The sequence below is a fragment of the Mesorhizobium sp. M0293 genome (assembly GCF_040321735.1).
In the GTDB taxonomy this organism is placed as follows: domain Bacteria; phylum Pseudomonadota; class Alphaproteobacteria; order Rhizobiales; family Rhizobiaceae; genus Mesorhizobium.
Genome location: NZ_JAMYSA010000161.1, coordinates 1 through 10,896 on the forward strand (window position 1 = coordinate 1; position 10,896 = coordinate 10,896).

Sequence of the window (10,896 nt, forward strand, 5' to 3'; positions counted from 1 at the left end):
CCTGATAAGTACGCGAGTCCTTCAGCAGCCCTGCGACGTGAATGCCGGATTCGTGGGTGAAAACATCGGCGCCGACGACCGGCTTAGTGGCCGCGGTCTGCCGGCGGGCGGCCCAGGCCACCTCGGCGGCGAGGCCGGGCAATGCGGTCAGCTCGATGCCGGTATCTGCGCCGCCGAAGACCGCCATCGCGGCGGCCACCTCTTCCAGCGCGGCATTGCCCGCACGCTCGCCGAGCCCCAGGACGGTAACGGAGGCATGGCGCGCGCCTGCGCGGATCGCGGCTAGCGTGTTGGCGCCAGCAAGTCCGAGATCGTTGTGCGCATGAAATTCAAGGTCGATTGGAGACTGCACCACCAGCTGGGCGACAAGTTCGAAGGTTGAAAACGGGTCGAGAACACCGACTGTGTCGGCCAGCCTCACGCGGCTTGCGCCGGCGCGTGCGGCCGTCTCGATGACGCGGGCGAGATGATCCCGATTGGCCCGCGAGGCATCCTCGCACCCCACCGCGACGAAGAAGCCGGCGGCGGCGGCGCGCCTGACCATATCATCGATGACCTGGAGCGCTCCCGCCTTGTCGAGGCCGAGCTTGGCGGCAAGTTGGATGTCCGACGCAGGCAGCGACAAATTGACCGCTTGGACCCCGCTCTCGATCGCTGCATCGAGATCCAACGACGTCATCCGGCACCAGGCCATGAGCCGAACCGGAAGACGCCGCGCGACCACGGCGCGAATTGTTTCGATCTCGTCGACGCCCATGACCGGCGTGCCGATCTCGATCTCTGTCACGCCGGCCGCCGCAAGAGACTCAGCGATCTCCAGCTTTTCCGTCGTGGTAAAGGCGACGCCCGGCGCCTGCTCGCCATCGCGCAACGTCGTATCGTTGAGAGAGACATGACGGGTCATGACCGGTAGCCTGTTCTTCTGCCGCTCACGCATAGACCGGATTACCCGGCCCAGAACCGAAAAAGCTGCGCAGCTTCCCCACGATTGCCGGCATGACCTCGAGCACCCGGTCGATATCCTCTTCGCTGTTGTCCCGCGCCAAGGAGAAGCGGACTGCCGCGTGCGGCGTTTTCATCGCGCTTAGGACATGGCTTGGTTCCTGAGAGCCGGAGGTGCAGGCCGAGCCAGAGGAACACGCGATGCCAATGCGGCTGAGGAGAAGTGGAATTCCATCACTGTCGACATGTTCGAAGGAGATGTTTGCGGTGTTGGGCAACCGTTGCAGGGGATCACCAGTGACACAGGTGCCTGGGATGCGCTGGAGGATCCCGCCCTCCAGACGATCGCGGAGCGACTTTACCCGTGTGGTCTCGTCGTCCATGAATTTCAAGGCGAGTTCGGCCGCCGTGCCGAGCCCGGCTATGCCGGGCGTATTCTCGGTGCCAGCACGCCGGTTGTGTTCTTGGTGACCCCCCTTGATCAGCGAATGGAAGTTGACGCCACGTTTTACGAAAAGCGCACCGATCCCTTTCGGCCCGTGCAGCTTGTGGCCGGAGAGCGACAGCATGTCGATTGAGGTCGACTTCAGGTCCATCGGAAGCTTGCCGACCGCCTGTACAGCATCGGTATGGAATAGGGCGCCCACTTCCTTGGCCAACTCGGCAAGCCTGGCCACGGGGAAGATCACACCAGTCTCGTTGTTCGCCCACATTATGGAAACGATTGCCACCTGTGGGGTTAGGGCGGCCATATAGGCGTCGAGGTCGAGCCGGCCACGGCAATCCACCGGGATCCTGTGCACCTTGACGCGGCGGGTCTTCTCAAGATGCGCGCAAAGCGTCAGCACGGCGGGATGCTCGACCGCGGACGTAACGATCTCGGTTCGGTTGGGCGCCGCCTCGAGCGCTGAAAGAAGCGCTGCATTGTCGCTTTCTGTCCCACCCGAGGTGAAGGTGATCTCATCGTCGAACTCCGCGCCGATCAGCGCTTGCAACTGCCTCCGCGCCTTTCTCACCGCCGCACTGACTGAGGCGCCAAGAGCGTGCGCCGACGAAGGGTTGGCGAATTGATCCCTAAAGAGCGGCAACATCGCTTGCAGGACCGCAGGATCGACCCGTGTGGTTGAGTTGTTGTCGAGGTAGACAGGCTTCATAGGTGCGATCCTCAGTTGACCAGAATGACGCGGCGCGGACCGACTCGTTGAGCCTCTGGCGCATGCCGTTGATGATAATGGGCCTGAACTGGCAGCCCGCGCAGACGCCCGGAGTGTTTGACGCAGACCGGATCTCCGTCGAGATGGACATGTTCGCAGTGGCCGCCGTCAGCCGTAAGGACGCCCGAACGCGATAACGTTATCGATGAGCCGAATTTGGCACAGCAGCGCGATCTGTCCGCAAGCAGCTCGGGTGACACCAGGACCCGAGCTGTTTCGGGAGGCGGCGTTCTTTGCACCCTACCGGAAGCGAATAGCGGTCGCGAGATCCGTTTTCCTTGGTCTTTAGGACGGGGACATCTGTCGTGCCGGCCATATAAGTCTCCTCTGCCGCAAAATGAGTCCGACGGCCGCATAGGCGCTTCGGGCGTTTAACTGAAGGACTTGCCGCAGCCGCACTTCTCGCGCGCATTGGGGTTATCGAAGACAAAGCCGGAAGATTCGAGCCCGGTGAGGAAGTCAACGGTCATGCCGGCGACATGGGGTTGGGAACCCGCGTCCACGAACAGCTTGATCCCATTTGTGCCAGTGATCGCGTCGCCCTCGCGCGACACGCTCTCCAGGCCCATTAAGTATTTGAAGCCGGCGCAGCCGCCGGCCTCGACCATGATGCGAAAACCTTCCGCCGGCTCGCTGGCGCGGGAAAGAGCAGTCTTGAAGGCAGCAACAGCGTTGTCGGTGAGCGTAATCATGGCTCCATTCTCCTCAGTCCGGGACCTGCTTGCGCATCACGTCGCATGCACCGTGCCAAAGCGAAAAAAACGTTTCAGCACAGCGCGGCATCTCTGACACTGCCGTGCTTCTTGTGAGTGCATTGCTGCGAAGCTGTCGGCCAACCGACACGTGCTGTCGGGTTTGTCGGGTCTGCCACGAGGGATGTTGGGCCTGAGTTCTTGGTTGAACTCACATCACCAAATACAGAACTTCTTCTGAGCTTGCTTCGGCGCAATTGGCACGGTTTTTGAGGCTCCGTTTGGCGAGACGGCAAGAGCATGCCGATCCACAACCATGCCGTGGGTGCCCGCGCGATGGATGGGGCGAAGCAGGGGAGCAACATGTCAGGACCGGGTCAGACACGCGTTGTTTGGCAAAGCAGCGCCGCCCGTGGCATCCGAATGCCCGCTTGGCCGATTGCGACAACACCCACACTCGCTCACCCACCGCCCAGTAGCGGCCGACCGGCTCGATGGGATGCCATGGCATGTGCCTGCTCGCCGGTTTTCGCGCGGGTGCGACGCCGTGCGCACGCTGTCCAGCGACACCTTGTTCATGGGCCAGCAGCAGATCAGGATCGACCATTTCGGCGCGCCTTATCGGCTGAAGATACCCGGGCAGGGCAGATGATCCTCACACGTCGTAGAAACAGGGGTAAGCATGGACCAACGCGAGAAACCGTCGCCCGACGAAATCCGGCGGGCGTGCAAAGACAATCCGAAGATCCGGGAGCATGATCTCGCCGCTCGATTGGGCATTTCGGAAGTCGAGTTGGTCGCGGCGCATTGTGGTCATGGCGCGGTGCGCATCGAGCCGCGCGTTGATGATCTGCTGACCGGCCTCGAAGCGGTCGGCGAGGTGATGGCAGTCACCAGCAACGAAAGTGCCGTGCACCAAAAGATCGGCGTCTACGGCAAAGTGGTCACCGGCAACCAGCATGCCATATTGCTCGGCGACGGGATCGACCTGCGCATCTTCCCGAAAGCGTGGGCGTATGGCTTCGCCGTCGAGAAGCGCGAGGGAGCCGAGATCCGCCGCAGCCTGCAATTTTTTGATACCACCGGCGAGGCGATGCACAAAGCTCATCTCAGGCCCGCCTCGAACCTGCAGGCCTATCAGGATCTGACGGCAGAGCTTGTGTCCTCCGATCAGGAGCCGATCATATCGCTCGAGGCGAGCGGGGCGCGCGATAACGCAGTGAGTCCAGACCACGCCGCCACGGTCGACGACCTACGCGAGCACTGGGGCCGGCTAAGCGACGTGCATCAGTTCTACCATATGTTGAAGACGCTGAAGCTCAGCCGCTGCCAGGCTATGCGTACGGCCGACGAGGATAACGCCTGGCTGCTCGACAATGATGCCGTTGGCGCCCTGTTCCAACAGGCGGCCGAAGACGAGATGCCGATCATGTGCTTTGTCGGCAATCGTGGTTGCATCCAGATCCATTCCGGCCCGATCAAGTCGGTCAAGCAGATCGGGCCGCGGATCAATGTGCTCGACGAGACCTTCCATCTGCATCTGAGGACCCATCGCATCCGCGAGGTCTGGGCCGTGCGCAAGCCGACGAGGGACGGTCACGTCACGTCCATTGAAGCCTATGGCGCGGACGGCAAGATGATCATCCAGTTCTTCGGCAGGCGCAAGGAAGGCGAACGCGAGGGCAGCGACTGGCGGTTTCTGGCCGAGAGTCTGCCATGTGTTCCCGGTCCGGATGTGGAGAGTGCCGACAGGCCCTCGGATTGAACCGGCCGCCATAGGACTCGGCAGCACGTTCCGACAGCGGCTCGCGAGGAATTTAGCTCCATGTGCGGAAAGGCTTGCCTCCATAAGCGCATACGGACGGTTGGGTGTGCACGCCGGAACAGACCGCATCGATACAGTCAAGCTCGTCGCGGCCGGACTGCTGCGCACGAGTGCATCGCCGTCTGACCGAAAATCCTTGCAGCGCCTGCGAGCGATAAAACGCATACGCCATCAACGCCGAACCGAAGCGCGGCTCGACCTTGTTGATATTCCCGATCAAACGCCGTCGGGTCTTGTCGGATCGCACCCGATCCTTGCGCTGGATCGCATCGTTGCTCAATCCGGGCCGTGCGAGGCGATCTCCTCGCTCGTCGACCGGAAGGCTGTGCAGCAGCAGCCAAGCCGAACAGCCCGATGTCGCGGACTCGACAAAACCGACCACGGATGTCGGTTGTCGGACGTTGTCCTAAGAATGATGGACAGGTGATCATCAACTTAGCGGCGGCGGCCCAGTTCAGGCTGGCGTCGCTTGGTGCAGGCCAGGGGTACGCCTATCCGGCACGCGACTTGCTTTGACAATTTGGCCAGCGGGGTGTCAGCAGTGCGTCACGGAGCTCAGCGGTGATTGATCGCCTCTCAACCATAACGGGATAAGCGGCGGCTTTGCTTCTGACCGCAGCGCGGCGGAGATGCCCTTCGGATTGACTTCGCAACCGATCTCATCGCGCTGGCAGTGGGCTGATCGGGCGACAGATCTCGAACGCGCCCGACAAGAGACGTGCTCATGCTGGAAATCGACTTTATGAACAGCGGTGCAATCTCAATCGAGCCATGAACGCCAATGTAGAGAAAACAAAATGGCGACCAACCCCGTTCCAGATCATGTCCCGCCCGAAATGGTGAGGGACTTCAGCCTGTTTACATCGCCAGGGATGCCACCAACACTCAACGGGGATCCACACGCAGCTGTCGCTCGCGTACATGACGGGCCTCCGATCTTTTACTCCCGCTACAACACGCAAGATGGCCGGGGTACCTGGGTCATCACCCGTGCCGCGGACCAGCGGAGGGTGCTGCAGGACGCAGAGACTTTTTCCAGCCATCGCAGCATCTTCTCCTCCATACTGGGTGAAAACTGGCCGACGATCCCGCTTGAGCTCGATCCACCGGCCCATGGCGTCTTTCGCTCACTGCTCAATCCGCTGCTTTCGCCAAAGCGGGTGTTGGCTTTGGAACCGGCTGTCCGCGAACGGGCGGTCGAGCTGATCGAAAGGATCGCCGCGTCGGGCACAAGCTGCGACGTGATGAAGGATTTTGCCTTTCCTTTCGCGGTGAGCACCTTTCTTCGCTTTCTGGGGTTGCCTGACGACCGACTCGATACATTCGTCGGCTGGGGGAAAGATCTGCTCCACGGCGACGATAAGGAACGACCTGTGGCTGCCCGGACGATCGTGGCATTCATCGACGAACTTGCAGCGATGCGCCGCGACGAGGCGGTTGACGATTTCATGACCTTTATCGTGCAGGCACAGGTCGAGGGCCGCCGGCTGACGGACACCCAAGTCCGCGGTATCGGCGTGCTTGTCTTCGTCGCTGGGCTCGACACGGTCGCAGCAGCTATAGGCTTTGACTTGGCGTACCTCGCACGCAACCTCAAAGATCAGCAATTGCTGCGGAGCGAACCGGACCGCGTCCCGCTCGCAACCGAAGAATTGCTGCGGGCCTATCCGCCCATTCAGTTGATCCGCGTGGCCACGAAAGATATCGACTTCGAAGGCGCGCCGATCCGGAAGGGGGACTATGTTTCCTGCGCCACGATGATTGCCAATCGTGACCCGGCGGAATTCGCATGCCCCAACACGATCGATTTGGAGCGGGAGGACAACCGCCACGCAGCGTTTGGCTATGGTCCCCACCGTTGCCTTGGCTCACACCTTGCCCGGCGGGAGATTGTCATTGGCCTGGAGGAGTGGCTGGCGCGCGTCCCGGCTTTCAGGATCAAGCAGGGTACGGCGCCGATAACTTCTGGCGGCCATGTGTTCGGGATCGAAAATTTGATCCTGGACTGGTCTTAGGCCCGCCCCGAGCCGGGCACAAACAATGGAGGCAGTGCCATGCGCATCATCGTCCAAAAGGCCAAATGCCAGGGCCACGCGCGATGCGCGGCGCAAGCGCCTGACATCTTCAAACTCGATGATGACGGTTACATCCTGCCTGGTGACATTGAAGTTGCGGAAGGGGAGGAACTGCCTGCGTCACGAGGCGTGCGATCCTGTCCTGAACGTGCGCTGGAACTCACTCTCTGACGCTCTCTCTGACGCTCTGAATCTGATGTCATTCAACCGTGAGTCTGGCGGGCTTGAATGGGGCCGACCATGTGGCCGCACTCAGCACGCGGCGTTTGGCCTGCACGGTCCCACGTCCAACTCTGCGGGGGCATTTCCGGCGCCAGTGTTCCCCGTGAGGCGCAAATGGGCAGGGCAGGGGTTCGCGAACACCTCTCCCAATCACAGAATTTGCGACAGAGCCGAGTGGACCAGACGAAATTGCCGAACTACTCGACCGCGAGGCGATCCGCGACTGCGTATACGCGAAGAACTGCCCGACCCATGTTGCGGCAGGCCGGATCTCGGCATGATTTGATAGGACAAACCAGGAGAACGCACCATATTTGCCCAACATTATGCCCGGCTCAGCACCGGCCAACGGCCGCAGATCGAGCTGGAGAGGAGGTTCGACCAGCATGTGCTTGCCTGTGTGCTTTCACGTGCGCTCGAGGAGATCGAGGCCGGCGAGGCGACTGCGACGGAGGCAACCGGACTCTCGCGCGCCGAGCTGCGCGATGTCCTGGCCCGCTGTTTCCCTGCTATTCCTATCAACGCGTTTGCCTTGAAAGAGGTGAGCGAGCCCGAGCCGGATCTCGAGGAAGAACTTCTGCACGGACTGCTGCTGGCGCATGCCCGGCCGGGCGACAAGGCGAGCGCCCGCTTCGCCAGGATCATCGCCCGGCGTGCCATGCGCAATGACCACCTCTGGCAGGACCTAGGCCTTTTTAATCGAACCGACCTCGGCCGCCTGCTCGCCTCGCATTTTCCGACGCTGGCGGCCGGCAACACCCAAAACATGAAATGGAAAAAATACTTTTATCGCAAGCTCTGCGAGGCCGAAGGCTTTTCGCTGTGCAGCTCCCCCAGTTGCCGGGACTGCAATGATTTCGAAAGCTGCTTCGGCCCGGAGGAAGGCGAAAGCCGCCTCACACGGACCAAGGACAACGCCCAGGATTGAGAGCCGCTTGCGTCAGTCGTACAGCGTCAGAGCTCGCGCCGCGCCATATGTCTGTTGTCAGACGCCATCGTTGGCCGCGACTTGCGAATGGCCCTGCGGCAAGCAAGGTGCCATAAATAACTGCGCCCCGCAGAACCAGTCGGCAAGAACGAACGGAACTGGCCATGTGGACGGGTATATCCGGCCTTATGTAGCAAAGGCACCAAACCGCCTCCGAAGGAGGGGACCGCGAGCTAGGCGGCGCGCCATGTGGGCGCGAGCGGCGTGGGCCGCTGCCTTAGCTGGGCTATCCCGTCGCTTCCGGCTCTTCGGCGGAATTGCCGTGGGCGTGATAGCGAGCCTTATCGGTATCGATGAAAGTCCGGCTCTTAGTTGTGAGCGTTTTCCAGTTGATGCCCTGCACGCGGCCATCGGTGGAATATCTGTGACAGAATCGCGTGAAGCATGGCGTCCCGTAGCCGTTTTCGTAGAGAGCAATCCCGTAGACGTAGACGTTATGGTGGGGCAGGCAAAGGTCGGCGATAGCCAAGTAGTCTTCGCTACCTTGCCGCATTTCTCCGTCAGGCTGCACGACGCGATCCGAATATATCGGCGGGTGTGAGAAAGAGAATTTACTTCGCCGTCGAGACGCAATCATCTCGACCCCTTTCGAGCGAGCCATCCTGACAACCAGAGTGACCTTGCGGGCGGGCAGCCGCCCTACATTTCTAAGGCGCACCTTCCCGATGACTTCCGCCCTACCGATCAATTGATCGACACCGGCGGGCTCGACAGTAAGATATGCGCGAAGTTCCAGCTTGGCCGTCTGAGACGCATGGGCAACGGCAGCTTTAGCGGCGTCGGTAGCCTCCTTGTTCGTGGCGAGGGTGTCTCGTATCAGAAAGATGCCGACGAGACCGACAAGGACACTGGCAAGGCCCAGAACGCCAGTGATGATGAGCATCCAAAGAGCCCAGCGGGCCATCTCCTTTTGAGCGCCTACATCTTCCTCGGCGCGGCTGGGCTCGCGGGCGGTCTCTATCTGCTCTTTAAGGCAGTTGAAGATTTCTTTGCCTTCAAAACCCGCGCATCGCTGCTCAAATTGTCGGCGGGTTTCATCATATGCGCGGCTGGTCTGGTAGTCCTTGGTAGCGCGATCATAGGCGCGGGCTGACATGAAACCCAGCGCCGTGACGAAAAGCAAAAACGAACAGATTGCAATCGTAACCCAGAGCGAAACAGTTCCATCCCAAACACGCTTCAGCATCGCAATCCTACTGTTTCGTCACGTCACGGCGGCGGTAGGTGTAGCCGGGAATGTCCTGCAAATGGAACGTATTGCCGGGAGGCGAGTAGCGGTAGATAAATCCGAATTGGTCGGTGATCCCGTTGACGCTCGTATAAGTGATCTCGCCATACAGATACATATGGAAGGGAACCCGCCCCTCTATGTGAGTATCGGACAGGAAAAGCTCATTCAGCACATTGTTTGTGATAGGGCCGCCGCGATCAAAAGCTGCAGGGCTAAGAGCATCGTCTGCCCCGAGCACCCGTTCAACGTCATTGATTTCTCCGGGATGGTAATGCGGAGTTGGCGGCAAGTTGCAAAGCCGGAGGCTCGCCCGAATCTCGTTTATGATGGCAGGAGTGCGTCCGAAATTCTTGATCGAGTATGCCGCTTCCGGAATTGGTCTTTTGTTGTCGGGCTTGTCCGTGCGTCAGCCCCACCAACGGTTTGGTGGCGGTGATGAACAAATACGGGCGCTCGATATCGAGCAAAGCCTTTTCGGCAATGTCGGCGCTGCGCTGGGTGTGCCTAGCAGCCTCTTTGGCGTAGTAAGCAGCGGCCATAGCAGCGGCGAGCGTGAAAGCACCCACGATAGCGCCAATGGTGGTCCAGTTCGCCGACTGTTGGGCAGCGTCGGCAGCCTTCCACTGGGCACACAGATCGGAACTGCGATCATCGTGACCTGCTTGGCATGGGTTAGTGTGACTTGGGGGTTCATTTGCCTGTTGGAGTGGCGGAGGACTCGCCGCAACAGGGTTGCCTATGGTCTCTTGATGCTGTTCGGAATGTTGGGGCTGAGTGCTCTTGCGCTCGTCTGGCGGTAAAGCCGCCCCGAGTAAAACTACTCCGAAAGCCGCAATGAGGATGCCCCGATAGCCTCTAAGCATTGCAGTAAGAACGCAGCACTAAAGCCCCCGGCTTATTTTGTTGTTCAAATTACGCTCGGTTTCGTGAATGTCCATAGTCGCCAATTTTTCGGCGAGTTGGGCATAGGTAACGCCCTTCCGCTTCGACTCTGACTTCAAAAGGTTCCTGGCTTTCGTCTTGTATTCGACGGTCTGCGGGTCGTCCTTGCCTGCCATAGCCTCGCCTCAAAAAATATCATCACATTCGACGGTATAGGCCCATTTGGCGATACAAGTCCGCATACACGGTGAATAATATCACCGGATATGATGACAATGGCCCACCACTTCCTCCTTTCCGCCGAAAGCCGCTCCCTTTCTCTGAAAGAGATTTACAAGGGTGGCGAGGAAAAGGCTTACGACGCGTTCAAGCGCCTTCGCTCGGCTTCGACGCAAGGCGAGCCTGTTTGCCCGAAATGCGGGTGCCTGGATCATTACGACATTCCGACCCGTCGCAAGTTCAAGTGCGCCGCTTGCGGTGCGCAGTTCTCAGTTACGAGCGGCACGATCTTCGCCTCGCGCAAGCTGTCGTTTGTCGATCTGCTCGCCGCGATCTGCCTGTTTGTTAACGGCGCGAAGGGCATGTCGGCGGTCCAGTTCTCTCGCGATCTGGACGTGCAGTACAAGACCGCCTTTGTGCTGGCTCACAAGCTGCGCGAAGCCCTGTCGGCTGAAACCAAGAACGAAACCCTTGAAGGCGAGGTGGAGATTGACGGCGCTTACTTTGGTGGCGTGGTGGGGGCCGCCGGGGGCCGGGGGCGGGGGATCCGCAACCCCACAGGGCTGGGATTTTTTGATCTGGTAGGGGGGTTAGGATATTATGTTT

Annotated in this window: 14 protein-coding genes; 7 read left to right on the forward strand and 7 right to left on the reverse strand. The window is 60.2% G+C overall.

Annotated elements, in window-relative coordinates:
- The 3 genes from NKJ06_RS32315 to NKJ06_RS32325 form a co-directional block, all read right to left on the reverse strand.
- The coding region (locus NKJ06_RS32315) for a hydroxymethylglutaryl-CoA lyase-like TIM-barrel protein (RefSeq protein WP_352812024.1) at window positions 1-904 on the reverse strand (904 nt) is incomplete at its 3' end.
- Between the two features lie 25 nt (window positions 905-929).
- Window positions 930-2,096: a cysteine desulfurase NifS gene (gene nifS / locus NKJ06_RS32320; RefSeq protein WP_352812025.1), complete on the reverse strand. Its 1,167-nt coding sequence runs from the start codon at window positions 2,094-2,096 to the stop codon at window positions 930-932.
- A 431-nt stretch (window positions 2,097-2,527) separates the two neighbouring features.
- On the reverse strand, window positions 2,528-2,848 hold the full coding sequence (locus NKJ06_RS32325; protein WP_023766895.1) for a HesB/IscA family protein: 321 nt from the start codon (window positions 2,846-2,848) through the stop codon (window positions 2,528-2,530).
- A 547-nt stretch (window positions 2,849-3,395) separates the two neighbouring features.
- Between NKJ06_RS32325 and hemP the strand changes: the two genes are divergently transcribed.
- Both hemP and NKJ06_RS32335 read left to right on the forward strand, forming a co-directional pair.
- Entirely contained in the window at window positions 3,396-3,500 is a 105-nt protein-coding gene (gene hemP / locus NKJ06_RS32330; RefSeq protein WP_352761077.1) for a hemin uptake protein HemP, read from the forward strand.
- 30 nt (window positions 3,501-3,530) lie between these two features.
- The gene (locus tag NKJ06_RS32335) at window positions 3,531-4,613 is read left to right on the forward strand and encodes a hemin-degrading factor (protein ID WP_352812027.1); all 1,083 of its coding nucleotides are present in this window, start codon (window positions 3,531-3,533) and stop codon (window positions 4,611-4,613) included.
- A 52-nt stretch (window positions 4,614-4,665) separates the two neighbouring features.
- On the opposite strand, the gene NKJ06_RS32340 is transcribed toward NKJ06_RS32335, so the two are convergent.
- Entirely contained in the window at window positions 4,666-5,055 is a 390-nt protein-coding gene (locus tag NKJ06_RS32340) for a hypothetical protein (RefSeq protein WP_352812028.1), read from the reverse strand.
- A 415-nt stretch (window positions 5,056-5,470) separates the two neighbouring features.
- Between NKJ06_RS32340 and NKJ06_RS32345 the strand changes: the two genes are divergently transcribed.
- The 3 genes from NKJ06_RS32345 (at window position 5,471) to NKJ06_RS32355 (ending at window position 7,898) form a co-directional block, all read left to right on the forward strand.
- A complete protein-coding gene (locus NKJ06_RS32345; protein WP_352812030.1) occupies window positions 5,471-6,688 on the forward strand; it encodes a cytochrome P450 in 1,218 nt (405 codons plus the stop codon).
- Window positions 6,689-6,727: 39 nt separating this feature from the next.
- A complete protein-coding gene (locus tag NKJ06_RS32350; RefSeq protein WP_352892205.1) occupies window positions 6,728-6,919 on the forward strand; it encodes a ferredoxin in 192 nt (63 codons plus the stop codon).
- 361 nt (window positions 6,920-7,280) lie between these two features.
- The gene (locus NKJ06_RS32355) at window positions 7,281-7,898 is read left to right on the forward strand and encodes a nitrogen fixation protein NifQ (RefSeq protein ID WP_502905665.1); all 618 of its coding nucleotides are present in this window, start codon (window positions 7,281-7,283) and stop codon (window positions 7,896-7,898) included.
- 286 nt (window positions 7,899-8,184) lie between these two features.
- Here NKJ06_RS32355 and NKJ06_RS32360 read toward each other — a convergent pair whose 3' ends face one another.
- On the reverse strand, window positions 8,185-9,144 hold the full coding sequence (locus tag NKJ06_RS32360; protein ID WP_352812033.1) for a hypothetical protein: 960 nt from the start codon (window positions 9,142-9,144) through the stop codon (window positions 8,185-8,187).
- A 7-nt stretch (window positions 9,145-9,151) separates the two neighbouring features.
- Entirely contained in the window at window positions 9,152-9,478 is a 327-nt protein-coding gene (locus NKJ06_RS32365) for a hypothetical protein (protein WP_352812034.1), read from the reverse strand.
- Between the two features lie 61 nt (window positions 9,479-9,539).
- On the opposite strand from NKJ06_RS32365, the gene NKJ06_RS32370 reads away from it, so the two are divergent.
- Window positions 9,540-9,989 carry a hypothetical protein gene (locus NKJ06_RS32370; RefSeq protein ID WP_352812035.1) on the forward strand — a complete coding sequence of 150 codons (450 nt, stop codon included), beginning with the start codon at window positions 9,540-9,542 and terminating at the stop codon, window positions 9,987-9,989.
- A gap of 81 nt (window positions 9,990-10,070) precedes the next feature.
- Here NKJ06_RS32370 and NKJ06_RS32375 read toward each other — a convergent pair whose 3' ends face one another.
- Complete coding sequence (locus NKJ06_RS32375) at window positions 10,071-10,247, reverse strand: DUF6471 domain-containing protein (protein ID WP_352812037.1); 177 nt, start codon at window positions 10,245-10,247, stop codon at window positions 10,071-10,073.
- Between the two features lie 99 nt (window positions 10,248-10,346).
- Between NKJ06_RS32375 and NKJ06_RS32380 the strand changes: the two genes are divergently transcribed.
- On the forward strand, window positions 10,347-10,896 hold a 550-nt coding region (locus NKJ06_RS32380; protein ID WP_352812039.1), incomplete at its 3' end, for a transposase.

What these genes read in the sequence shown, in the direction of transcription:
- NKJ06_RS32345 (WP_352812030.1), top strand. Translation starts at nt 5,471, where the DNA reads ATGGCGACCAACCCCGTTCCAGATCATGTCCCGCCCGAAATGGTGAGG.
- NKJ06_RS32350 (WP_352892205.1), top strand. Translation starts at nt 6,728, where the DNA reads ATGCGCATCATCGTCCAAAAGGCCAAATGCCAGGGCCACGCGCGATGC.
- NKJ06_RS32325 (WP_023766895.1), bottom strand. Translation starts at nt 2,848, where the DNA reads ATGATTACGCTCACCGACAACGCTGTTGCTGCCTTCAAGACTGCTCTT.
- nifS (WP_352812025.1), bottom strand. Translation starts at nt 2,096, where the DNA reads ATGAAGCCTGTCTACCTCGACAACAACTCAACCACACGGGTCGATCCT.
- NKJ06_RS32360 (WP_352812033.1), bottom strand. Translation starts at nt 9,144, where the DNA reads ATGCTGAAGCGTGTTTGGGATGGAACTGTTTCGCTCTGGGTTACGATT.
- NKJ06_RS32335 (WP_352812027.1), top strand. Translation starts at nt 3,531, where the DNA reads ATGGACCAACGCGAGAAACCGTCGCCCGACGAAATCCGGCGGGCGTGC.
- NKJ06_RS32375 (WP_352812037.1), bottom strand. Translation starts at nt 10,247, where the DNA reads ATGGCAGGCAAGGACGACCCGCAGACCGTCGAATACAAGACGAAAGCC.